Origin of the sequence: Bradyrhizobium sp. WYCCWR 12699 (assembly GCF_032144035.1) — a bacterium.
Classification (GTDB): Bacteria; Pseudomonadota; Alphaproteobacteria; order Rhizobiales; family Xanthobacteraceae; genus Bradyrhizobium.
Genome location: NZ_JAVTJN010000032.1, coordinates 965,757 through 990,141 on the forward strand (window position 1 = coordinate 965,757; position 24,385 = coordinate 990,141).

The following is a 24,385-nucleotide window of genomic DNA, read 5'->3' on the forward strand; positions in this document are numbered from 1 at the left end:
GACATCAAGAACAAAACGCCCGGCGTTGAGCCGGGCGTTTGATTTAGTCGAGGCCTGCGCGATTGCGAAGAATATTTGATTTGCAACCGCTGCCTTTTTAGTCGCGTGCAACGCACTCACCGACGTGTGCAGCGCACGCGCACACCGCGCGTCAGCTGCACGTCAGCTATCGTCAGTCGCGCGCGATGCACATCGCGATGCCCATGCCGCCGCCGATGCACAGCGTGGCGAGGCCCTTCTTGGAATCGCGCTTCTGCATTTCGTGCAGCAGCGTCACCAGCACGCGCGCGCCGGACGCGCCGACCGGATGGCCGATCGCGATCGCGCCGCCATTGACGTTGACCTTGGAGGTGTCCCAGCCGAGGTCCTTGTTGACGGCACAGGCCTGGGCCGCGAAGGCTTCGTTGGCCTCGATCAGATCGAGATCGCCGACATTCCAGCCGGCCTTCTTCAGCGCGGCGCGCGACGCCGGGATCGGGCCCGAGCCCATGATCTTCGGATCGACACCGGCCTGCGCCCAGGACACGATACGCGCGAGCGGCTTCTTGCCTTCCTTGGCCGCCTGCTTGGCGGTCATCAGCACCACGGCGGCAGCGCCGTCATTGATGCCGGACGCAGAGCCCGCGGTAACAGTGCCTTCCTTCTCGAAGGCGGGACGGAGCTTGGCCATCGCCTCGAGCGTTGCGCCATGACGCGGATATTCATCGGCGCTGACGACGACGTCGCCCTTGCGGGTCTTGATGGTGACGGGGACGATCTCGTCGTTGAACTTGCCGGCCTTCTGCGCCGCCTCGGCCTTCTGCTGCGAGGCGACCGCGAACTCGTCCTGCTGGGCGCGGGTGATCTGCCACTGCCGCGCGACGTTCTCGGCGGTGTTGCCCATGTGGTAGCCGTTGAAGGCATCCCACAGACCGTCCTTGATCATGGTGTCGACGAACTCGACGGGTCCCATCTTGACGCCGCCACGCAGATATTGGGCGTGCGGGGCCATGCTCATGGATTCCTGGCCGCCGGCAACCACGATTTCGGAATCGCCGTTGAGCAGCGCCTGGTAGCCGAGTGCGACCGTGCGCAGCCCCGAACCGCAAAGCTGGTTCACGCCCCAGGCCGGGCTCTCCACCGGGATGCCGGCGCCGATCGAGGCCTGACGTGCCGGGTTCTGGCCCTGGGCGGCGGTCAGGATCTGCCCCATGATGACCTCGGAGACCCGGCCGGGCTCGATGCCACCACGCTCCAGCGCGGCCTTGATGGCTATGGCGCCGAGATCGTGGGCGGGAAGGGTCGCGAACGCGCCGTTGAAGCTTCCGACCGGGGTGCGGGCGGCGCTGACGATGACGACATCGTCTGACATGGGCATCTCCTGAGGCTTGAGGTTTCTTTGAAAGGGGCAGGCGGGGCTTTAGGGAAACGGCTCGCCAGTCTCGTCAGCCATCCTGTTAACGTCGTTGAGGCATGTCAATCGGCCGGCGACCGAATTCATGCCGCAGCGCATTCAAAATAGCGTTCTTGGCGCTTTCGCAAGCAAGATTTTGCTCCGCGATTAACCGTGCCGCACAAAACGGTAGCGTGACCCCTTTGAAAATGCTTATTTTGTTGCGTTGCGTACTCTTCCCGCCCTGCGGCATGGCCCGTCGGGTTCCCGTTCTCCGCGCTTGCAAGTGAGAGCCCATGGCGAAATCAGACCAACCCACCACCATCAAGAAATACGCGAACCGCCGGCTCTATAACACCGGGACGAGCACCTATGTGACGCTGGAAGACCTCGCCGCGATGGTCAAGGATGGCGAGGATTTCCTGGTCTATGACGCCAAGACCGGCGACGACATCACCCGTTCGGTGCTCGCCCAGATCATCTTCGAGCAGGAGAACAAGGCCGGCCAGAACCTGCTCCCGACCACCTTCCTGCGCCAGCTGATCCGCTTCTACGGCGACAGCATGCAGATGGTGGTGCCGAAATATCTGGAGCAGTCGATCGCGACCCTGACCCAGGAGCAGGAGAAGTTCCGCAAGCAGATCGCCAATACCCTGTCCGGCACTCCTTTTGCTCCTTTGGAGGAACAAGTCCGTCGCAACATGGAGCTGTTCCAGCAGACCTTCTCGATGTTCAAGCCCTTCGTCCCGCCGCGCCCGGGGGCCACTGCAGAGACGGAGACCGATGCGACCGCAGAAGCGCCGAAGGACAGCAACATCGACGATTTGCGCCAGCAGATGAAGGAAATGCAGGAACGCCTGGAGCGGATGTCGAAGAAGGACGAATAGTCCTTTCTATGCCCCGGCGCCCCAGGTGAGCCGGAGGATGCGCCATGTCCGACCGAAGCTCCCATTGGGACAACGTCTACGCCACCAAGGGCGAGGCCGAGGTCAGCTGGTTTCAGACCAGCCCCTCGACCTCGCTCGCGATGATCAGGGCAGCCGATCCCGATCGCGAGACTGCCATCATCGATATCGGCGGCGGCGCCTCGCGTCTGGTCGATGCGCTATTGCAGCACGGATATCGCGACGTCGCCGTCCTGGATCTCTCTGCCCACGCGCTTGACGCGGCAAAGAAACGGCTCGGCGACGCCGCATCACGTGTCGATTGGATCGTCGCCGACGCCACGACGTGGCGGCCGCCGAAGACCTACCAGGTCTGGCACGACCGCGCCGCATTTCACTTTCTGACCGATCCGCAGGACAGGACGGCTTATGTCGCGCGCCTGCGGTCCGCGGTTGCCCCCAGCGGCCATGTCATCATCGCGACGTTCGCACCCGATGGTCCGGAGAAGTGCAGCGGCCTGCCAGTGCAGCGCCATGACAGCGCCAGCCTTCTCGCAGAGCTCGGGCCGGACTTCGCGCTGATCGAGACGCGCCGCGAGACGCATCATACGCCCTGGGATTCGACGCAGGCGTTTCAGTTCAGCCGGTTTCGGCGACGCGGATAGATCCCGTCATGGCCGGGCTTGTCCCGGCCATCCATGCGTGACGCATGCGAGGAAGAACGTGGATGCCCGGGACAAGCCCGGGCATGACGACTGAGAAGTCCAGATCACGCCGCCAGTTTCACCGCATGGGCAAAGTCCCAATAGAGCTTTCGCGCCTTGGCGTAGAACGGGCCCGGCTTCAGCTCGCGCTCGTCGATGCGGATCACCGGGGCGACCTTGGCGAAATTGCCGGTGGAGAAGATCTCGTCCGCGGTCAGGAAGTCGGCATAGCGCAACGTCTTCTCGACCACATTGACGCCATCACCGCGCAGCAGGCTGATGACGCGCTGGCGCGTGATGCCGTTGAGGAAGGTGCCGTTGGGCACCGGCGTATAGACCACGCCGTCCCTCGCCATGAACACGTTGGAATTGCCGAATTCGGCGACGTTGCCGAGCATGTCGAGCATCAGCGCGTTCTGGAAGCCGCGCGAGGCGGCTTCCGCGAGCGCGCGCGAATTGTTCGGATAGAGACAGGCCGCTTTCGCCTCGACCGGCGCGCATTCGGCAGTCGGCCTGCGGAACGGCGACAGGGTGATGGCGTTGCCGACCGGCTTTGGCATCGGCGCCTCGTAGATGCACAGGCACCAATTGGTGGTCTCGGGGTCGAACAGCACGCCGCCGCCCGCGCCGTTCTGCGCCCAATACATCGGACGGACATAGAGCTCGGCATTCGCCGCAAAGCGAGCAATGCCTTCATTTGCCAGCGTCAGCCAGGTGCCGGTATCGACCACCGGCTTCAGACCGAAATTGATCGCGGATTGATTGGCGCGCGCGACGTGACGGTCGAGATCGGGCGCGACGCCCTCGAAGGCGCGGGCACCGTCGAACACCACCGAGCCGAGCCAGGCCGCATGCGTGCGCGGGCCCATGATCGGCACGTTGCCGTCGTGCCATTTGCCCTCGAAGAAGGTCCAGCTCGGCGAATATTCGATCGGCTTCTTGATTTCGGCCATATCCGGCCTCCCTTGGAATATCCGGCCACTATTGTCCCAATTTCTAAACGATTTGCTGCCCGATTGGCACCCTCTGCGGGAGGGCAGACAAGCCAAACAGGCTATAATGCGGGCAATGATACGGAGTTCGCCATGCCGCTCGATCCGCTTGCAAAGCGCTTGTTGACCATGATGGCTGCGGCTGCGCCGCAGGCGCGAAGCCGGCCGAGCGTGGAGGCGCGGCGGCAATCGCTGGCCAAGCTGATGCAGTTCGCGCGCGCTGATGCGCCTGACGTGACGACACGCGACGGCGTGCTGCCCGGCCGCGCCGGCGAGCTGCCCTATCGTCTCTACACGCCTGCAAACGCCGGCGAGCTTGCACCCGGCTTCGTATTCTTCCATGGCGGCGGCCTCGTCGCCGGCAGCATCGCCACGCATGATCGCATCGCGGCCGCGCTGGCGCATGCCACCGGCTGCCGCCTGGTTTCCGTCGATTACCGGCTCGCGCCGGAGCACCGATTTCCTGCCGCGGTCGACGACGCCATCGCCGCCACCGAATGGATCGCGCGCGAGGCCACATCGCTCGGCATCGATGCGGACCGCCTGGTGGTCGGCGGCGATTCCGCCGGTGCAACGCTCGCTGCGATCGTATGCCAGGAGGCGGCGCAGACCGCCGGCCTTGCCATCGCCGCGCAATGCCTGATCTGCCCGGTGCTGGACTTCGAGGAGACCTCGCCCTCACGTGAGGCCTTCGCCGAGGGCCATCTGATCGATCGGGTCACGATCGAAGCCGATCTTTCCGACTATCTGCCTGACGGTATCGACACGGCGGATCCGCGCGTGTCGCCCCTGCGCGCCACACGGCTCACGGGCCTGCCGACCGCGATCATCCACACGGCCGAGTACGACCCGATGCGCGACGAGGGCAATGCCTATGCCCGCAAGCTGCTCACTGCCGGCGTCGCCGTCGAGCATGTCTGCCACGACGGCATGGTTCACAATTTCCACGCCATGGGCGCGATCCTGCCGCAGGCGCAGCTCGTGCTGTCGCAGATCGGCGAGCAGGTGCGGCGAGCGGTGGAGAAGTAGCGCGAATCACACGCGCGCGTCGAGCACGGCCCTGGCTGCCGTGACATAGTCAGGCCAATGCATGTCCGCATAACGCTCCGCCTGCCGGGCGCAAGTCACGTCGGGCGCATGCGCGGCGGCAATCATGCGCGCAAACCGTTCTTCGGCAACCGTCGTGTCATCGCGCATCGGCACGGGGGTGGCTGCCCTTGCGGCCGGAGCGACGGCAAGCCCGGCCATTCCGGCGAGCAGGATGCGGCGTGACGTGGTCATGGCTGTCGTCCTCCATTGTCCGGCCTGCAGTCTGGCGGGCGAACCTGTCGTGCAATCCTCACAGAGTAGCCGCGGACGTCCGTGCCGTCCATCGCTCGCCGATATCGCTTGACCACACGAACGATCACGTTCCATCTAGCACGCGATTTTCGCCAACACCTTCCACGCGTCGGATTGTCACGTGTCCCCTCACCGCCCATCGCGTCGTCCGACCTTGCGCGCCGTCGCGATGGGACTGGCCTGCGTGATGCTGTCGGCCAGCGCCGCCTTCTCTGCCGAAGATGAGGACAACGAACCGGCGAAACCTGCGATCCCGAACATCTATCTCGATCTGCGCACGACCTATGCGTCGATTCCGGCCGGCACGCTCGGGCTCGGTTTCGGCACCACGTCGCTGTCGGCCGCGCTCGAAGCCCTGGCGGTGCGCCGAGGCGCAACGCTGCCGAACGGTCTGCCGGCCGCGAAGTCCATTGCCGTCGACCTGCCGCTGACCGTCGACGTCAACGACCGCGTCTCGCTCTACGGCGGCGTGTCGGGCTCGACGACCGACATCGGCGGCGGCTGGTCGACGTTCGACGTCACGAGCTGGAACATCGGCGTGCAGGCCGACCTCCACCGGCAGGACGGCGGATCAATTCCGACCATCACGCTGCAATCGACCCTGACGCAATCGGTGCCGAACGATCAGGGCATGACGAACTCGCTCAACAACATTCTGGAATTCGACTACGCGCTGGACGAAGACGAGACGCGGGGCTGGTTGGCCGGCATGCAACATACCTACACCACCATCGCAAGCCCGTTCGCCAGCATCCGGCCGAACACCATCCTCTATGCCGGCGGCTATTACCAATGGCCGAGCAACTGGAAGTTCACCGGCCGCCTCGGCGTGCAGTCGTTCGGCGGCGCGCAGCTCGCCGGCCGAACGCTGGCCGAGTCCTTCACGCAGCCTATCCTGCGGCTCGACCTCGACCGCATGGATGACAACGACAACCGCCTGTTCGGCGTCACCGCGCAGATCGCCTGGACGCCGAAGCCGGCCTACCAGGTGACCTTGCGAACGCCGCTTTACGCCGTGCGCAATTGACTGCGATCATGGTGGATAGCTGGTAAAGCCAATCTACCGCTTGTTCCGGCATCCCAGGGCGGCCGCACTGGGCCGGCCTTGACGATGAGGGATTTTCGCAGGGCTTTCGGACCCCCGTGGTGGCTTCTCCCGGCCAAGGACTGCCGGTCGGTCTTATGGCCGCCGCGCCCATCCGGTTACCTCTCGGCAATATGCTTGCGACAGACTGGGCCGGAGTCACGCGGGAGGCTGCGAATGTCCCATCTGGTCCCGGAACGGACGCTACTTGCTGGGAAGATCTTCTTCAATTTCGGCCAGTCGACGATCGATTGCGTCGTGCGACGGCTGACCGACGAGGCGGCGACGCTCGAGATGGAGAGCGGCCTCGGCGTGCCCGAGCGCTTCCAGCTTCGCCTGGCGGGGCGCGAGGTCCTGACCTGCCGCGTGGTCTGGCGATCGGACCGTCAGGTCGGGGTCGCTTTCGAGGAGCCGAACAATGTCGAGTCTCTCGCCGGCGAGGAGCGAAGGCGCTCGTCCGATGCGCTGATGCGCGGGCAGATGCTCGCACTTCGCGCAGCACTTGATTTCGTCTCGCTCGGCATCGTTCTGCTGGATGCCAATCTCCGTGCGAAGTTAATCAACCGCGCATTCCGTGAGATGTGGCTATTGCCGGACGAGGTCGCCAACAGCAATCCGTCATTCGTGACCCTGATGCATCACGGCCGCGATACAGTTGCTTACGAGATTCCGCCGGCTGAACTTGAAGCTTACGTCGCGGAGCGGGTCCGGCACGTCCAGGCGGGTGACGCCTCGCCGCTCGATCTGCGCCGCACCAAGGGTGACGTCGTGCGGATGCAGTGCACGCCACTGCCCGACGGCGGGCGAATGCTGACCTATACGCCCGTCACCGACATCGTGCGCTATTCCGACGAGCTGAAGCTGCTGCGCGACGCGCTCGAGAATGTCGAGGACGGCGTGCTGCTGCTCGATCGCGATCTCAACGCAAGCTTCATGAACAGGCGGATGCGCCGGTTCTGGGATGTGAGCGAGCCGGAGGCGGCGAGCCGACCGACCTATGCATCACTGGTGAGCCGGGTCCATCGCGCGAGCGCGCCGGACCTTCCGGCAAACGAGCTGACGAAATTTCCCGCCAGGCGGGTCGCGGAGGTCAAGGCCGGCGACCATGTGCGCGACCTGCAGACGCCGGACGGAAGGCGCATCAGGGCCCATTGCACCACGATGTCGAACGGCGGCCGCATGCTGACCTATGTCGACATCACCGACCTCACGCAAAAGGCCGCGATGCTCGAGACGCTCGCGACCACCGACTCTCTTACCGGCCTCTACAATCGCCGCCACTTCCTCGAATCCCTCGATGCGGAATGGAGCCGGTTCCAGCGCTATTATCGCTCCGTCTCGGTGCTGATGCTCGACATCGACCACTTCAAGTCGGTCAACGACCGCTACGGCCATGCCGTGGGCGATGCCGCGATCAGAGCGGTTGCGGCCGCGTGTCTCGATGGCAAACGCAAATCAGACCTCGTCGGCCGCCTCGGCGGTGAGGAGTTCGCGGTGCTGCTGCCCGAAACCAGCCTGTCACGTGCGAGGACTGTCGCCGATCGCATCCGCAAACGCGTGATGAGCGCGCAGATCATCGCCGGCGAGGTTCAATTCGGCGTCACCGTGAGTGTGGGCATCGCGGAGGCAACCGTCAGCATGTCCGGCATCGACGCGCTGATGAGCGCGGCCGATCAGGCGCTCTACCAGGCCAAGGCCGAGGGCCGCAACCGCTGCATCGCCTTTGTGCCACCAGCGCCCGCAAGCAAGGCGGCGGAGTGATCGAAACTATTGCGGCGGCACCGGAGCGTCGAACTCGCTCTGCGGATTGACGACGTCGTCGAGATCAAGCGCCAGTGGCTCGCCCGCCGCGAGGAATGACGACAATTTGGCCTCGAACGGCGCCGGATCGAGGCCGCGGGCCTTCAGCCATTCGGGCTCGTAATAGGTCTGCCGATAGCGCTCGCCGGAATCGCAGATCAGCGTCACCAGCGATCCCACAACGTTGGCCTGACGCATCTCCGAGGCGAGCCGGCACAGCGCCAGGAAATTGGTGCCGGTGGAGCCGCCCACCGGGCGGCGCAGCCGGCGCGACAGCACGTTCATCGCCGCGATCGTGGCCGCATCCGGGATCTTCATCATGCGGTCGACCACGCCGGGCACGAAGGACGGCTCGCAACGGGGACGGCCGACCCCTTCGATCAGCGACGGGCGGTCGCAGACATGGGTGCGGTCCTGCGAGCGGAAGCAGTCGAAGAAGGCGGAATGCTCGACATCGGCAACGCACAGACGTGTCGGATATTGCCGATAGCGCAAATAGCGTCCGATGGTGGCCGAGGTGCCGCCGGTGCCCGCGCCCATCACGATCCAGTCCGGCAGCGGGCGCCGCTCGCCCTGCAACTGCGTGAAGATCGATTCGGCGATGTTGTTGTTGCCGCGCCAGTCGGTCGCGCGCTCGGCGAAGGTGAACTGGTCCATGTAATGGCCGTTCAGGCGCGAGGCGAGCGCGGCGGCTTCCGCATACAGCGCGCGGCCATCGTCGATCAGATGGCAATTGCCGCCATAATGCTCGATCGCGGCGATCTTCTCCGCCGACGTCGTGCGCGGCATCACGGCGTAGAAGGGGACGCCGATCATCTGCGCGAAATAGGCCTCCGACACCGCGGTCGATCCCGACGAGGCCTCGACCACGGGCGTGCCTTCGCGGATGTGGCCGTTGCAGAGCGCGTAGAGAAACAGCGAGCGCGCAAGGCGATGCTTCAGGCTGCCGGTTGGATGGGTGGACTCGTCCTTCAGATAGATGTCGATGCCTGACAGCGCCGGCACGATCAGCCGGATCAGATGCGTATCGGCGGTGCGGCACTGGTCGGCCTCGATCGCGGCCACGGCCTCATCGACCCAGCCGCGGCGATAGGCCGGCCCGGCCGGATCGTGGTGGCGGAAGGGGAGCGGCTCCATCGGCATGACCAGGCGATTCCTCGAAAACTGACGTCCATCTAGCACGAGGCGCTTCGTGCAGGCCGCTCAAAATTCCAGCGGCGCGTTGTCGACGACTTCCTTCATCACAAAGAAGGTGCGGGTCTGCCGCACGCCGGGCAGCGCGATGAGCTGCTCGCCGTGGATGCGGTTGAAATCCTCCATGTCGCCGACGCGGATCTTCAGGAAATAGTCGAAGTCGCCGGCGACGAGATGGCAGTCGAGCACGAATTTCAGCCTGGCGATCGCCTGCTCGAAGGTGGCGAAGCTCTCCGGTGTCGAGCGGTCGAGCACGACGCCGACCATCACCAGCGTGCCCTTGGCCACCTTCTTCGGCGCAACCATGGCGCGGACGGCGGCGATGAAGCCGTCCTCGAACAGCCGCTGGGTCCGGCGATGGCAGGTGGCGGGGCTGATCGCGACTGAGACGGCCAGCTCGGCATTGCTGAGCCGACCGTTATTCTGCAGCAACCTCAGGATCTTAAGGTCGGTTCGATCGAGTCGGGCGGCCATGAAAGAAGCTTCCGCAAAAGAGTGTCATTATGGAAGAACCATTAACGAATATTATCCATGACGCAAGAATAGCCGCAGGATGGACGCAAAATTCGAGAGCACCTTTTCCCGGAGCGATGCTAGGGAGCCGCCAGCACCAACGCCAATCGGGATGACCCATGAAGCTCGACAAATTTCCGCGCTACAAGCTGACCTTCGGCCCGACCCCCATCGAGAAGCTGGAGCGGCTGTCAAAGCATCTCGGCGGCCAGGTCGAGATCTATGCCAAGCGCGAGGACTGCAATTCCGGCCTTGCCTATGGCGGCAACAAGCTGCGCAAGCTCGAATACATCATCCCCGATGCGATCGCCTCCAACGCCGACACGCTGGTCTCGATCGGCGGCGTGCAGTCGAACCACACCCGCATGATCGCCGCGGTCGCCGCCAAGATCGGCATGAAGTGCCGCCTGGTGCAAGAAGCCTGGGTGCCGCACGAGGACGCCGTCTATGACCGCGTCGGCAACATCATGCTGTCGCGCATCATGGGCGCTGACGTGCGCCTGGTCGACGACGGCTTCGACATCGGCATCCGCAAGAGCTGGGAGCAGGCGATCGAGGAAGTGAAGGCCGCGGGCGGCAAGCCCTATGCGATTCCCGCCGGCGCCTCCGTGCACAAGTATGGCGGGCTCGGCTATGTCGGCTTCGCCGAGGAGGTGCGCCAGCAGGAAGCCGAACTCGGCTTCAAGTTCGATTACATCATCGTCTGCACGGTGACCGGCTCCACCCATGCCGGCATGCTGGTCGGCTTCGCCGCCGACGGCCGCGCCCGCAAGGTGATCGGCATCGATGCGTCGTTCACGCCTGCACAGACCAAGTCGCAGGTGCTCGAGATCGCGAAGAACACGGCTGAACTCGTCGAGCTCGGCAAGGACCTCGTTGCTGACGACGTCGTGCTGATCGAGGACTACGCCTATCCCGCCTATGGCGTGCCGTCGGAAGAGACCAAGGAGGCCATCCGCCTCAGCGCGCGCCTTGAAGGCATGATCACCGACCCCGTCTACGAGGGCAAGTCGATGCAGGGCCTGATCGACCTCGCGCAGAAGGGCTATTTCGAGAAGGGCGCAAAGATCCTGTACGCCCATCTCGGCGGCGCACCGGCGCTGAACGGCTATGCGTATGCCTTCCGCAACGGCTGAGGCATAAGGGAGGCGATAGCCGCCTCCTGCACCTTCGTAGCCCGGATGGAGCGTAGCGTAATCCGGGACGGTGCCGTTGATGCGCGAGATCCCGGATTGCGCTTCGCTCCATCCGGGCTACGGCATCTGCGATAGCGCCTACCGCGTCTTGACGATCTGCAGCAGCTCGTCGCCGTAATGCTCGAGCTTCTTGTCGCCGATGCCCGGCACATTCCGCAGCTCATCCAGCGTGGTCGGCCAGGCCCGGACGATGCCGTCGATGGTGGCATCGTGCAGCACGACATAGGCCGGCACGCCGCGCTCACGGGCGATCTCCAAGCGCCACGAGCGCAGCCGCGCGCGCAGTTCGGGATCGACATCGCCTTGCGGGGCGTTGGCGGCGGGCGCAAGATCGCCGCGGCGAGATTTGCCGCGGCTTGCGCGAACGCGGGTGCCGGGCGCTTCCTCGCGCAGCCACACTTCGGTCTCGCCGCGCAGCACGCCGCGCGCGCTCTCGGTCAGCTTCAGCGCTCCATAGGCTTCGCTGTCGCTTTGCAAATGGCCCATCGCCACAAGCTGCCGCAGCACGGTGCGCCACTGCTTTTCGTTGAGCTCGCGTCCGATGCCGAACACCGACAATTTGTCGTGGCCGAACTGCGTCACTTTCTCGGTCAGGCGTCCGATCAGCACGTCGATCAGATGCATCGCGCCAAAACGCTGCCCCGTGCGATAGACGCAGGACAACAGCTTCTGCGCCAGCACCTTGCCGTCGCGCATCTTCGGCGGCGTCAGGCAATTGTCGCAATTGCCGCAGCTCTCGCCCATCACGACCTCGCCGAAATAGGCGAGCAGCCGCCGGCGCCGGCAGTGCGGCGTTTCGGCAAGGCCGACCAGCGCATCGAGCTTGCCGATCGAGACCCGCTTGAACTCGTCGGAGGCGCTGGACTCGTCGATCATGCGGCGCTGCTGCACGATGTCGGAGAGCCCATAGGCCATCCAGGCCGCCGACGGCTTGCCGTCGCGGCCGGCGCGGCCCGTCTCCTGGTAGTAGGCCTCGATGCTCTTGGGCAGGTCGAGATGGGCAACGAAGCGCACGTCGGGCTTGTCGATGCCCATGCCGAACGCGACGGTCGCGACGATGACGATGCCGTCCTCGTTGAGAAAGCGGTCCTGGTTGCGTGAGCGCAACGCCCCGTCGAGCCCGGCGTGGTAGGGCAGCGCTGCAATGCCGGCGTCTTGAAGCGCGGCGGCGACCTCCTCGACCCGGTTACGGGACAGGCAATAGACCACGCCGGCATCGCCCTCATGACGCTCCCGGATGAACTCCTTCAGCTGCGACACCGCGTTGCGCTTGTCGACGATCTCGTAGCGGATGTTGGGCCGGTCGAAGCTCGAGACGAATTGCGGCGCATCCGTCAGCTGAAGTCGCGCGACGATCTCCTTGCGCGTCAGATCGTCGGCGGTCGCGGTCAGCGCGATGCGCGGCACGTCGGGAAAGCGCTCGGCGATGATGGAGAGGCCGACATATTCGGGACGGAAGTCATGGCCCCATTGCGAAACGCAATGCGCTTCGTCGATCGCGAACAGCGCCACTTTCGCCTGCGCCAGCAGCGACAGGCAGCGCGGCGTGACCAGGCGTTCCGGCGCGACATAGAGCAGATCGAGATCGCCCGCGAGCAGGCGCCGCTCGATGTCGGAGGCCTCCTGGAACGACAGTGACGAATTCAGCGCGGCGGCATTGACGCCCGCTTCGATCAGGCCGGCGACCTGATCGCGCATCAACGCGATCAGCGGCGACACCACGATGCCGCAGCCTTCGCGCAGCAGGGAAGGGAGTTGATAGCACAGCGACTTGCCGCCGCCGGTCGGCATCAGCACCAGGCAATTGCCGCCGCCCGTGACGTGCCCGACGATCTCTCCCTGCGCGCCGCGAAAGCCCGGCAGGCCGAAGACCGAATGCAGCACCGACAGCGCGTCGCGGCCGTTGGCCGGCGCAGGCAGCGGGGCGGTGGAGGGAGCGGGCATGAGCGGGATGGAACCAGGCGGTGAGATTCGTCACAAGGCCAGTCGCATGCTGGCGCGGGCGTGGCAAGGGCGTTTGCTCCCGAGGCGTGGCTCTCTCCCTCTCGCCCTACAGGGGGAGAAGGGAAGACGACACTACGCCCCGATCCTGCGCAGCGCCTCTGCGACCGTCACGATCGGCATGTTGCGCTTGCCGGCCGCTTTCAGCGCGTGACGCATCAGGTCCGGCGTGCAGCCATACGGGCTCGGCTTCTCGGCAACGTCGTGCCCATAGAAGATCAGCCAACCGCCGCTCGCGACGGCCTCGTCGAAATAGCGATCGACGCCCGCGCGATCGATCTCGCGATCGATCAGGGGCGAGGCACGCAGGAATTGGAGATCGATGACGTCGCTATTGACGCCGGGAAGGATGCCACGTGCCGAACGGAACACCCTGGCAAGCTGCGGCTTGCGCCAGACCGAGGCGATGCCATAGGGATAGGCGAAATTCTCCAGCGTGATCGAGGAATCGATCGCACGAAAATGGGCGCGATTCCGCTCGATCTCGCGCGCCATGCCGCCCTCGTCGAGATTGGCCGAACTCTGGTGCGAGAACGTATGGCAGGCAATCTCGTGACCGGTGCGGTGAAGCCGGACGATCGCATCATCCGACAAGCCATGCCAATGGTCCGATGGCTGGCCGATCAGGCTGCCGGCGAGATAGAACGTGCCCCGGCCGCCATGCTGTTCGAGAAGTTCGGCGCCCTGCCCTGCTGCGCTGTCGGGGGCGTCATCGAAAGTGAAGCTCACGATCGGCGCATGCGAGGTGGGCAACCGATGCGGCGCGGCACGGAAATGCCGGGCCAGCCGATTGCTCACGCGTCCCTGGAGTGCCGACCACACGACCTAAGCTTCCCGTGATTTGCGTATTTCTGTACTGAAACATTCGCGCGACGGTTGAGGCAAGCCTAACGCTTGGGTAATCCTAACGCGGAACCAACATCCCTGGATGGACGCGCGAGGATCGGCGCCTCGGCTGCCGCGCTGAGATATTGCAACCAGTTGCGAAAAAGCACGGCCGCCGCGCTGCCGGCACCGATATCAGCGCGCAAGGTCAGCCCGGGCAGCTCGTTGGCGAGTGCCGGATGACGCTGGTGCGCCGCCTTCTTCTCGAAGCGGAGCAATTTCTCTTCCGTCGCTGCGTCAAAATAGCTCACGGGCAGGCGCGGATAGGTCTCGCGCTCCCGCGCGAGGTAGCGGCCGATGTCGCGCAGATATTCGCGCTGGAGCGACAGCGCGTCATACTCCGGATGGCCCTGGAAGAACACGAAGCGGCTGGCATATTGGCGAACGAAGACGTCGACGCCGGCCTCTGCCGAACGGGTCAGCACATGATAACCGGCCTGAACCAGGTCGCTCTCCGCGATCTCGTTCAGCCGCGAATGCGACACCTTCAGCGGCGCCGGCGCGGCGCGCGTCAGTGCATCGCTCGTCATCACGTCGCAATCGAAGATGCCGTGGCATTTGGCCGGCAGCCGTCGCCGTGCGATGCCGTCGAGATGCAGCACCGCCGCGTGCGCGGCAAGGCACGACCAGATCGTCGAGCGCGTATTGGCCTTGGCCCAGTCGATGAGCTTGGTGAGGTCGCGCCAGTACGGCTCCTGGTCGAGCTCGGGCGCGACGGGCTCGGCGCCTGTCACGATCAGCCCGTCGAATTTCAGGCGCTTGAGATCGGAGAGGTCGGAATACTCGCTCTCGACGCGCCATTTTGCTTCCGGCGACCGCTTCACGGTGGGAAGCGTGAAGCAGTGGAAACGGATGCGGCACGGGCCTGCTGCGGCCTGGAGCAACTTCATGAACTGCCGCTCGGTCGCCTTCAGCGCGGGATCCGGCATGTTGTTGACGAGCCCGATGGTAAGCTCGGCGCCGGGATCGCGCGCGAGATCGCGCTCGGTCGGCACCAGCGCCGGGCTCGAGATGACTTGATCCCTGTCGATCAGGATCGTCATTGGCGGTGCCGCCTACTCCGCGGCCTCGAGGCGCGCCGACCGGCAGGCCTTGTCCAGCGCCTGGTCGATGTCCTCGATGATGTCGGAGACGTGCTCGATGCCGATCGAGAGCCGGATGGTTTCCGGCAGCACGCCGGCAACGCGCTGCTGCTCGGCCGACATCTGGCGGTGGGTGGTGGAGGCCGGATGGCAGGCCAGCGACTTGGCATCGCCGATATTGACGAGGCGCGTGATCAGCTTCAGCGCGTCATAAAAGGTCTTGCCGGCCTCCATGCCGCCCTTGATGCCGAAGGTGAACAGCGAGGAGGCGTTGCCATCGAGATATTTCTGCACCAGCGGATAATAGGGGCTGTCGGGAAAGCCGGTGTAATTGACCCAGGCGACGCGCGAATCCTTGCGCAGGAATTCGGCGACCTTGCGGGCGTTCTCGACATGGCGCTCCATGCGCAGCGCGACGGTCTCGATGCCCTGGAGCAGCAGGAAGGCGTTGAACGGCGACAGCACCGAACCCATGGTGCGCTGATAGACGCTGCGCGCACGCTCGATATAGGCGGTGCGGCCGAACCGTTCGGCATAGACGAGGCCGTGATAGGAGGCATCCGGCTTGTTGTAGGCGGGGAAACGATCCGCGTGCTTCGCCCAGGGAAAATTTCCGGAATCGACGATGGCGCCGCCGAGCGTCGTGCCGTGGCCGCCCAAAAACTTGGTCAGCGAATGCACGGCGATGTCGGCGCCGTAGTCGAACGGCTTGAGCAGGATCGGGGTTGCGACCGTGTTGTCGACGATCAGCGGCACGCCATGGGCATGCGCGACCTTGGCCAGCGCCTCGATGTCGCAGACATTGCCGGCGGGATTGCCGATGGTCTCGGCGAACACCGCGCGGGTGTTCTCGTCGATCAGCCTCTCGACCGCATCCGGCGCGTCGCTCTCGGCGAAGCGGCCGGTGATGCCCTGCCGCGGCAGAATGTGCGAGAGCAGCGTGTGCGTTGTGCCGTAGAGCTGCGGCACGGAAACGATGTTGCCGCCGTGATCGGCGACGTTGACGAAGGCGAAATGCAGCGCCGCTTGCCCGGTCGCAACCGCCAGCGCGCCGACGCCGCCTTCGAGCTGCGCGATGCGCTTCTCCAGCACCGCGCTGGTCGGATTGGCAATGCGGCTGTAGCGAAAACCTTCGGCTTCGAGATTGAAGAGGGCTGCGCCGTGATCGGCGCTGTCGAAGGCATAGGCCGCGGTCTGGTAGATCGGCACGGCAACCGCGTGCGTGGTGGCTTCGGGCTCGTAGCCGGCGTGAATAGCGATCGTCTCGTTGCGCATCGTGCCACCTCCGCGTGGGGCGGGCCGCACTCATTGGCCTGGAATGAGGCATGTGCGTTTCCCGCCACGTCCGTGTTAGAGGCGGGTGGTAAAGCGGACAATAATTCGCTTAGAGATCGAGGAAGTAACCCTAACCGTTGTTGGCGAATTGGCCGGAATTCGGGTTAAATTGCATTAATCAATCAGCGGCGGCGATGTCGGCCACCGATCCTCCATGGGATCAACGGAGCCTTACTCGGCAGCCAATGCCGCTTGCAGGTCCGGCTTCTCGGGCGAAGCCTCATGCATATCGTCTGCGGTCGGCTTGATGCGGAACCACGCGGCATAGAGCGCAGGAAGAAACAGCAAGATCAGAACCGTTCCGAGCGCGGTGCCGCCGATCAGCGTGTAGGCCATCGATCCCCAGAACACGGAATGGGTGAGCGGGATGAAGGCCAGCACGGCAGCCAAGGCGGTCAGGATCACGGGCCTCGTGCGTTGCACCGTGGCTTCGATGACGGCGTGATAGTCGTCAAGGCCGGCGGCAAGGTTCTCCTTGATCTGTTCGGTCAGGATCAACGTGTTGCGCATCAGGATGCCCGCCAGTCCGATCAGGCCCAGGATCGCATTGAATCCGAACGGCTGGTTGAAGATGAGCAGTGCCGGCACGACACCGACCAGGCCGAGCGGTCCTGTCAGGACGACCATCGCCATCGTCGAGAAGGACCGCACCTGCAGCATGACAACGATCAGCATCGCGGCGATCATGGCCGGGAAGATCGTCGCCAGCGCGTCGTTGGCCTTGGTTGCTTCCTCGATCGATCCACCCAGCTCGATACGATAGCCGGCCGGAAGGGATGCGATCAGGGGCTGCAGGGCTGTCTTGATCTCCTTGGAGACTTCCGGCGGTTGGGACGCCTCATTGATGTCGGAGCGTATGGTGACGACGGGAGTGCGATCGCGCCGCTTCATGATCGGCTCTTCGAGTCGGATCTCCGAATGACCGACCTGGTCGAGCGGAATCGCGCGGCCGTCGCGGCTCATCAATGAGAAATCCGCCAGACGCGCCGGATCGAGCCGCTCGCCACCCGCGCTGCGTGCCACGATGGGGACATTGCGAATGTCCTCGCGAACCTGCGTCACGGCGATGCCGGTGAGCAGGAACTGGAGCTGGCGACCGACCTCGGCCGGCGAAAGGCCGATCAGGTTCAGTCGATCCTGATCCGGCACGAAGCGAAGCACGGGCGTGCGATCGCCCCAATCCCGATTTGCCTGCCGCGCGTCATGAATGCCACGCATCACTTCGAGAGCCTTTTGCGAGATGGCGTACAGTTGCGCGGGATCCGGCCCCATCACACGAAACTCGACCGGGAACGGCGTATAAGGTCCGAACACGAGTTGGGTGACGCGCACATTGGCCTCGGGTGCAAGGCCCTGCGACACGGTTTGTCGGAGCCGGTGCTTCAAGGCCTCGCGCTCTTCCGCGTCAGGCGTCAGGACGACGATCTTTGCGAAGGCCGGATCGGGCAACTCGGGCGCCATCGCGAAGAAGAAGCGCGGCGCACCCTGGCCGACATAGCTGGTGATGATCTTGGCCTCGGGTTGATCGTGCAGCCAACCCTCGAGCTTCTCGACAGTGGCCGTCGTCGTCTCGATGCTGGTGCCCTCAGGCAGACGAACCTCCACCAGCACTTCCGGGCGGTCAGAGGTCGGAAAGAATTGCTGCTTGACACCACCCATGCCGACGACGGAAAGCGCGAAGGCGACGGCGACGATGCTGCAGGTCAGGAATTTGTGGCGGACGGCTAGGGTGATCACGCCTCGCAGGCGCTGATAGTTGGGCGTGCCGTAGATCGCGTGGTGACCGCCTTCGACCGGCTTGATCGCGGGCAGCATCTTGACGCCAAGATACGGCGTGAAGATCACGGCGACGATCCAGGAGACGATGAGGGCGAACCCCACGACCCAGAAGATGTTGCCGGCGTATTCGCCGGCGGTCGAGCGGGCAAAACCCACCGGCAGGAAGCCCGCGATCGTCACCAGCGTTCCGGACAACATGGGTGCCGCGGTGTGGCTCCACGCATAGGCGGCCGCCGAGATGCGGTCCATGCCCTCTTCCATCTTCACCACCATCACCTCGATGGCGATGATGGCGTCGTCGACGAGGAGACCGAGCGCCAGGATCAAGGCGCCGAGCGTGATGCGGTCGAAGAATCGGCCGGTTTCCAGCATGATCAGGAACACGACGGCGAGCGTCAGGGGCACGGCAGCTGCCACGACGATGCCGACGCGCCAGCCAAGGCTGAGCAAGCTCACCAGCAGCACTACGCCGAGCGCCATCGCGAACTTCATCATGAACTCGTCGACCGCCGAGGTGATGTTGACGGCTTGATCGCTGACTTTGGCCAGGCTCATCCCGAGCGGCAGCGTCCGGGCGATCGCCGCGGACCTCTCCTCCAGCGCCCTGCCGAGCGCCAGGCCGTTCCAGCCCTCCTGCATCACCGCCGCGAGCATGATCGTGGGCTCACCCTGGTGCCTGATGATGTAGGTGGGAGGATCCTCGTAGCCGCGGCGGACCTCGGCGATGTCGGACAGCTTCAGCGTCCGCCCGGCAGCGACGATCGGCGTGTCTGCGATCCCCTGGACGCTGTCATAAGCGCCGTCGACGCGGATGAAGACCTGCGGGCCCTTGGTGTCGATCGAGCCTGCCGGTGTCACCGTGTTCTGCCGCTGCAAGGCAGCAACGATATCCGTTGCCGACACACCGAGAGTTGCCAGTTTGGCAAAGGAAAACTCGACGAAGATCTGCTCGGGACGCTCGCCGAGAATGTTGATCTTCTTGACGCCGGGCACGTGCAGCAGATCCTGGCGAATGGTCTCGGCCTGCCTGGCGAGCTCGCGCATCGGCATGCCCTTGGCCTTGAGCGCATAAAGCGCGAAACTCACATCCGAATATTCATCGTTGACGAAGGGACCGAGCACGCCAGAGGGCAGCTTGCGCGCTTCATCGCCCAGCTTCTTGCGGGCCTGATAGAACTCCTCCTGCACGCTCGATGGCGGCGTGCTGTCCTTCAGCGTCACCGTCATGTAGGCATAGCCGGGCCGCGTCGTCGTCTCCACCCGATCGTACCAGGTCAGCTCCTGAATCCGCTTCTCCAGGGGTTCGGCGACCTGGTCCTGCATCTCGCGTGCGGTGGCACCCGGCCACACGGTGGTGACCGTCAGGGTCTTGATGGTGAAGGACGGGTCCTCGGCCCGTCCGAGCTTGAAGAAGGCGTAGGCGCCCGCGGCCGCCAGCAGGAGGATGAAGAACAGGGTGACGGCCCGCTCGCGAACGGCGAGCGCGGAAAGATTGAAGCTCATCAGTTGCTCCTGCTGTCCGCGGCAGTCCTGACGTGGGCACCTTCGTGCAGCAGATGAGCGCCGAGTGAAACGATCTGGTCACCGGACCTCGATCCGGAAATAACGGCTGTCTCGCTGGTCACACGCAGGAGCTTGACGGGGTGCAGGCGTACGGTCGAGGTCGCACCGTCGAAGACCCAGATGCCGGTCGTTCTGCCGTCGTCGAGCACGGCTCCCAGCGGCACCTGGACTTCCGGTTGACTGTCCTGGCTTGCGAGCCGAATGGTGACCGTCGCGCCAAGCGGCGCGGCCGCGGCCTCACCATCGAGCACGTAGCGGGCCTCATAGGTCCGGGTCTGCGGATCGGCGGAATCCGACAACTGACGAAGATGTGCGGTATGGCGGCGTCCGTCGCTTCCATACAGACTGGCCTCCGCGAGCGAACCGATCGCCGGCCGGATCGTCTCCGGAAGCGCCACCACGGCTTCGCGAGGACCGGACTGTGCCAGCCGAACGACAGCCTGGCCGGCGGAGACGACCTGTCCGGGCTCACCAAGCGTTTGGGTGACCGTCCCGTCGGCATCGGCAACCAGGACGGAATAGGTCGCCTGGTTCTCGGCAACCCCTGCATCGGCTTCCGCCGCGGCAAGCTGCGCTTTGGCGGTGTCCGATGCGGCCTTCGCCTGCTCGTAGCGTTGCTTTGACGTCCATCCGTCATTCATCAGATTGGCGTAGCGCCGCTCGTCGGCATCGGTCTGCACGACAATTGCGCGCGCAGCCGCAACGGCGTTGCGCTTCGCGGTGAGCGCGAGACGGAGATCGGTTTCGTCGATCCGCATCAGTGGCTGGCCGGATTTGACCTGCTCACCGACATTCACGAGTCGTTCGACGATCTTTCCGGCGACGCGAAAGCCGAGATTGCTTTCCACGCGGGCGCCGATGGTCCCGGTAAAACCGCGTTCAGATCCTCCGACCCGGTTGGGGGTCACCAGACGGACCATCGGTGGCTCCTGCCTGGGATCGCTAACTGCGGAAGCCTCATGGGCGGGAATCGCGAGCGCAACGAAAGTCGCCACCCCCGCCGGGATCAAAATACCGGCGAGCACCGCAATACCCCTTTTCATGGCCGTCTCCCTTGAGAATTAGATTACATACGAACTCTATACGTAGATTAGGATTTCGTTCGCAATCTAAATTGTGACGGGTAACGGGAGCGTGATCCCTTGAGCGGGGGTTTTCCTCGAGCGGTGGTCAATTCCTGGAGGCTGATAGATTGCAGTTGAACTCTATACTTGTTATAGAGGTCAAACGAAATCCAAATGGAGGTCCACGATGCGAGTAAGTCGCACGCAGGCGGCCGAGAACCGTCAAACCGTGATCAACGTGGCCAGTCGCCTCTTCAGGGAGCGCGGCTTTGATGGCATCGGCCTCAAGGACCTGATGAAGGGGGCCGGGCTCACCCAAGGCGCCTTCTACAAGCAATTCGCTTCGAAAGAGGATCTGGCGGTCGAGGCGTCCAGGCGCGCATTGGAAAGCGCGTCCGGCCGATGGTCAGACGCGGCCACGGCACATCCCGATGATCCGCTCGGCGCGGTCATCTCGTTCTACCTCAGTGACGACCATCGCGGAGAAAGGATGGACGGCTGCCCGATCGTGGCGCTCGGCTCGGATGCCGCCCGACAGGGCCCCGAGGTGAAGGCGGAATTCGAAGCGGGGATCAAGGCGCATCTCGACGTGCTCAGCGGCTTCCTAGCCGGAGCCGGCGAGGAGGCCTCGCGCGGCAAGGCCATGGCCATCCTCGCGACGATGATCGGCGCGGTGACGCTGTCGCGCGTCGTCAACGACCCCGACCTGGCTCAGGCGCTGTTGGATGCCGCGGCCGAGCAGGTTCGCGACACCGCAGCCGCTTGAGTGGATGGGCCGGTGTTCCGATTGAATGGGCGCGAGCCCATTCGCTGACTCCAGATAGACGAGAAGAGAACGATGTCGAAAGAAGCAACGGATAGCTTCGCCGGAAAATGGGCGCTGGTCACGGGGGCGTCGAGTGGCCTCGGCCTCGAATTCGCAGATCTCCTGGCAGCGCAGAAGGTCAATCTCGTCTTGGCGGCTCGACGGCGGGAGCCGATGGACAAGCTTGCCTCCGATCTCCGCAGCAAATACGGGGTGGATGTGCTGGTCGAGGCGATCAATCTTGCCGCGCCGGACGCGGCCAGCCGCCTGAAAAGCAGTCTCGACGCGAGGTCCGTGACGATCGACATTTTGGTGAACAATGCCGGCTTCGGCTTGCACGGCGATTTTTTGGACACGCCGATCGAGCAGACCGCGAACATGATCCAGCTCAACATCACCACGCTCACAGAGCTGACCTATCTATTCGGCCGCGACATGGCTCAGCGGCGATCCGGACATATCCTTCTGATCGCCAGCCTCCTGGCCTTCCAGGCCGTTCCCAGCTATGCGGCCTATGCGGCGACCAAGGCTTACGTGCTGGCCTTTGGCGAGGCCCTGCATGACGAACTCCGCCCACATGGTGTGGTCGTGACCAGTCTTTGCCCGGGACACACGGCGACAGGCTTTGATGCGGCAGCCGGCGCAACCGCTTCAAGCTTGCTGCGGCTCCTCACCATGACGCCGCGTCCGGTCGCCACGAGCGGCATTCGGGCGCTCATGCAAGGAAAGGCCACCGTGATCGCAGGCCTGTCGAACAAGATGGCTGCCTTTTCAAATCGTTTGACGCCGCGATCAATGCAAAGGGCCACGATGAAGAGGATAATGGACGCCTGACGCCTAGCGCGGCTGCATGTGGGCGCTTATCGACCCGCGTTCTACCCACGTGGTTCGGACGCCGCTAAACCGACATATGCGACTGTCTCGATCTAGCTCTTCGGCGCAGCAGAGCGTCAGCTTGCCGAGACGCCGCCCGCGAGCCACCCTCTCCCGCACGGAGATAGGGGTGAGATTATCGCCCTACCCCATCTTCTCCCACAGTTGGCGCGTGAGCACGCCGGCCCGCTTCTCGATCGCGGCCGCCGCATCGAGCGCGAGATCCTCGCGATAGCGCCCGGCGATCAGTTGCACGCCGATGGGCTTGCCGTCGTGGAGCGCCACCGGCACCACCGCGCCGGGCAGGCCCAGCACGTTGATCGCGGAGATGAAGCGGATCTCGCCCCAGAAGATCTCGCGCACGCGCTCGGCGCTGACGGTGTCCTCGCGCGGGCCCGGCGTCGGCTTCACCGTGGTCGGCGCCAGCACGATTGGGTAGTCCTCGAACGGTCCGGCTACCGTGTCAGCGAGGTCGAGGTGCCCGACATCAACGGCGTCTGGCAGACCTGGTGCGACATCATCACCAACGAGACCGTGGTGATGCAGGAAGCTTCCATGCTGAAGGTCACCTCCGAGGATTTCCACAAGGTCGGCGGCCTGCCGCAGCGCCGCGCTGACGGACGGATCGACATCCATGTCGGCAGGGATCTTGGCCAGCGCCACCTTGATCGGCCCCTTCGGCTTCTCTCCGACCAGCGGCGCCGGCACCCACCAGGGATCGCGCGGATCGCGCTGGCTCATCACCTCGAGCGCAAGGCGAACGTCGGCGACGTGGCGCGCGAGCGGCCCCTGCGCCGACATCAGATGCGCCAGCATCGGCCGCTCGGCCGTTGCGCTCGCGTTGAACGCGGGGATGCGTCCCTGCGTCGGCTTGATGGTGGCAACGCCGTTGCAATGCGCCGGCCAGCGCAGCGAGCCGCCGATGTCATTGCCGTGGGCGATGGTGCCGATGCCGGCAGCGACCGCCGAACCCGCGCCGCCCGACGAGCCGCCGCAGGTGATATCAGGATCCCAGGGATTGAGCGTCAGGCCGTGCAGGGGATTGTCGGTGAAGCCGCGAAAGGAGAATTCCGGCGTATTGGTGAGACCGATGACGATCGCGCCGGCCTGCTTGAGGTTACGTACCACAGGCGCATCCGACGGCGCGACCAGGCCCTTGTTGGCGGGCACACCGTTGAAGTTCGGCCGTCCCTCATAGTCGACGTTTTCCTTGATCGTGATGGGCACCCCGTGCAGAAGGCCGAGCGCACCGCCCTTGGCACGCTGCTTGTCGGCCGCGTGGGCAGCCTTCAACGCTTCTTCCGAGAGATCGACGACGACGGCATTCAGCTTCGGATTGACCGCGCGCATCCGCTCCAGATGCGCCTCGACGGTCTCGACCGCGGAGATCGCGCCGGAGCGGATCGCGGCTGCGGTCTCCACCGCCGACCATTGCCAGGCCGGTCCGCGTGGGCGGGGCGGCTTCGCTGATTTGCCGGTGGCGGCTTTTCGGACCGGCTTCGCGACAGTCCCTTTGCGGGCCCCGCTCTTCGCTGCAGCTCGCGTTGCCGCCTTCTTCGCAGTCTTGTTCTTGGTCGCCTTCTTCGCCACGCCCCATCTCCCACAATTGCGCGCGAGAAGTTAGGGACGGCCCGCGTCCCTGTACAGGCGTGATTCTGCATCGCCGTCTTTCGCATCTGTGCCGACGTCAAATCGGGTTGGTGCTGATGCGCACGAGCAGTCCGCGCTGACGGAGCGTGACATGGCGCGGATGAAGGGGGATGAGGGCCGATGGCGGAGGGAGAGAATCTTGAAAGAAAATTGCTCCAGCGCTACCCCTTAGGTTCTCTCGGGAGGTAAGAAGACCAGCACCGGCAGCTTCTCCGCCAGGGGAATTGGCCAGAGCCGACCACGGGTTCATCGCGGACGCTCTGCACGG

Annotated in this window: 20 protein-coding genes; 8 read left to right on the forward strand and 12 right to left on the reverse strand. The window is 64.6% G+C overall.

The window, feature by feature from the left end; genetic code table 11:
- Positions 1–172 precede the first annotated feature (172 nt).
- Positions 173–1,351: an acetyl-CoA C-acetyltransferase gene (locus RPS27_RS19400; RefSeq protein WP_194405567.1), complete on the reverse strand. Its 1,179-nt coding sequence runs from the start codon at positions 1,349–1,351 to the stop codon at positions 173–175.
- A gap of 317 nt (positions 1,352–1,668) precedes the next feature.
- Here RPS27_RS19400 and phaR point away from each other — a divergent pair, with 317 nt between their 5' ends.
- Positions 1,669–2,259 carry a polyhydroxyalkanoate synthesis repressor PhaR gene (gene phaR, locus RPS27_RS19405; RefSeq protein WP_194405566.1) on the forward strand — a complete coding sequence of 197 codons (591 nt, stop codon included), beginning with the start codon at positions 1,669–1,671 and terminating at the stop codon, positions 2,257–2,259.
- 44 nt (positions 2,260–2,303) lie between these two features.
- On the forward strand, positions 2,304–2,921 hold the full coding sequence (locus RPS27_RS19410) for a trans-aconitate 2-methyltransferase (RefSeq protein WP_212065727.1): 618 nt from the start codon (positions 2,304–2,306) through the stop codon (positions 2,919–2,921).
- Between the two features lie 104 nt (positions 2,922–3,025).
- Here RPS27_RS19410 and RPS27_RS19415 read toward each other — a convergent pair whose 3' ends face one another.
- Entirely contained in the window at positions 3,026–3,913 is an 888-nt protein-coding gene (locus RPS27_RS19415; RefSeq protein ID WP_212065726.1) for a branched-chain amino acid aminotransferase, read from the reverse strand.
- Positions 3,914–4,045: 132 nt separating this feature from the next.
- Between RPS27_RS19415 and RPS27_RS19420 the strand changes: the two genes are divergently transcribed.
- Positions 4,046–4,981: an alpha/beta hydrolase gene (locus RPS27_RS19420; protein ID WP_212065725.1), complete on the forward strand. Its 936-nt coding sequence runs from the start codon at positions 4,046–4,048 to the stop codon at positions 4,979–4,981.
- A gap of 6 nt (positions 4,982–4,987) precedes the next feature.
- Here the strand turns inward: RPS27_RS19420 and RPS27_RS19425 are convergent, their stop codons facing one another.
- Entirely contained in the window at positions 4,988–5,233 is a 246-nt protein-coding gene (locus tag RPS27_RS19425; protein WP_211419975.1) for a hypothetical protein, read from the reverse strand.
- Positions 5,234–5,447: 214 nt separating this feature from the next.
- Between RPS27_RS19425 and RPS27_RS19430 the strand changes: the two genes are divergently transcribed.
- Both RPS27_RS19430 and RPS27_RS19435 read left to right on the forward strand, forming a co-directional pair.
- The gene (locus RPS27_RS19430) at positions 5,448–6,320 is read left to right on the forward strand and encodes a hypothetical protein (RefSeq protein ID WP_212065981.1); all 873 of its coding nucleotides are present in this window, start codon (positions 5,448–5,450) and stop codon (positions 6,318–6,320) included.
- Positions 6,321–6,554: 234 nt separating this feature from the next.
- Positions 6,555–8,138 (forward strand): diguanylate cyclase, encoded by a 1,584-nt coding sequence (locus RPS27_RS19435; protein WP_313754166.1) that lies wholly within the window; start codon positions 6,555–6,557, stop codon positions 8,136–8,138.
- A gap of 6 nt (positions 8,139–8,144) precedes the next feature.
- Here the strand turns inward: RPS27_RS19435 and RPS27_RS19440 are convergent, their stop codons facing one another.
- Positions 8,145–9,314 (reverse strand): PLP-dependent cysteine synthase family protein, encoded by a 1,170-nt coding sequence (locus RPS27_RS19440; protein WP_212065980.1) that lies wholly within the window; start codon positions 9,312–9,314, stop codon positions 8,145–8,147.
- Positions 9,315–9,380: 66 nt separating this feature from the next.
- A complete protein-coding gene (locus tag RPS27_RS19445; protein WP_194405560.1) occupies positions 9,381–9,845 on the reverse strand; it encodes an Lrp/AsnC family transcriptional regulator in 465 nt (154 codons plus the stop codon).
- A 158-nt stretch (positions 9,846–10,003) separates the two neighbouring features.
- Here RPS27_RS19445 and RPS27_RS19450 point away from each other — a divergent pair, with 158 nt between their 5' ends.
- Entirely contained in the window at positions 10,004–11,020 is a 1,017-nt protein-coding gene (locus tag RPS27_RS19450) for a 1-aminocyclopropane-1-carboxylate deaminase (protein WP_211419973.1), read from the forward strand.
- Positions 11,021–11,158: 138 nt separating this feature from the next.
- Here RPS27_RS19450 and recQ read toward each other — a convergent pair whose 3' ends face one another.
- The 6 genes from recQ to RPS27_RS19480 form a co-directional block, all read right to left on the reverse strand.
- Entirely contained in the window at positions 11,159–13,024 is a 1,866-nt protein-coding gene (gene recQ / locus RPS27_RS19455; RefSeq protein ID WP_212065723.1) for a DNA helicase RecQ, read from the reverse strand.
- A gap of 132 nt (positions 13,025–13,156) precedes the next feature.
- On the reverse strand, positions 13,157–13,903 hold the full coding sequence (locus tag RPS27_RS19460; protein ID WP_212065722.1) for a polysaccharide deacetylase family protein: 747 nt from the start codon (positions 13,901–13,903) through the stop codon (positions 13,157–13,159).
- Between the two features lie 65 nt (positions 13,904–13,968).
- Entirely contained in the window at positions 13,969–15,009 is a 1,041-nt protein-coding gene (locus RPS27_RS19465; protein ID WP_212065721.1) for a homoserine O-succinyltransferase, read from the reverse strand.
- A 12-nt stretch (positions 15,010–15,021) separates the two neighbouring features.
- Positions 15,022–16,323 carry an O-acetylhomoserine aminocarboxypropyltransferase/cysteine synthase family protein gene (locus tag RPS27_RS19470; RefSeq protein WP_211419969.1) on the reverse strand — a complete coding sequence of 434 codons (1,302 nt, stop codon included), beginning with the start codon at positions 16,321–16,323 and terminating at the stop codon, positions 15,022–15,024.
- A gap of 231 nt (positions 16,324–16,554) precedes the next feature.
- Entirely contained in the window at positions 16,555–19,665 is a 3,111-nt protein-coding gene (locus tag RPS27_RS19475; protein ID WP_212065720.1) for an efflux RND transporter permease subunit, read from the reverse strand.
- Complete coding sequence (locus RPS27_RS19480) at positions 19,665–20,768, reverse strand: efflux RND transporter periplasmic adaptor subunit (protein WP_212065719.1); 1,104 nt, start codon at positions 20,766–20,768, stop codon at positions 19,665–19,667. Before RPS27_RS19480 ends, RPS27_RS19475 begins: the two co-directional genes overlap by 1 nt.
- A gap of 208 nt (positions 20,769–20,976) precedes the next feature.
- Here RPS27_RS19480 and RPS27_RS19485 point away from each other — a divergent pair, with 208 nt between their 5' ends.
- Positions 20,977–21,555: a TetR/AcrR family transcriptional regulator gene (locus tag RPS27_RS19485; RefSeq protein ID WP_212065718.1), complete on the forward strand. Its 579-nt coding sequence runs from the start codon at positions 20,977–20,979 to the stop codon at positions 21,553–21,555.
- A gap of 72 nt (positions 21,556–21,627) precedes the next feature.
- Entirely contained in the window at positions 21,628–22,428 is an 801-nt protein-coding gene (locus RPS27_RS19490) for an SDR family oxidoreductase (RefSeq protein ID WP_313754167.1), read from the forward strand.
- 183 nt (positions 22,429–22,611) lie between these two features.
- Here the strand turns inward: RPS27_RS19490 and RPS27_RS19495 are convergent, their stop codons facing one another.
- The gene (locus RPS27_RS19495) at positions 22,612–24,057 is read right to left on the reverse strand and encodes an amidase (protein ID WP_313754168.1); all 1,446 of its coding nucleotides are present in this window, start codon (positions 24,055–24,057) and stop codon (positions 22,612–22,614) included.
- Between the last annotated feature and the right edge of the window lie 328 nt (positions 24,058–24,385).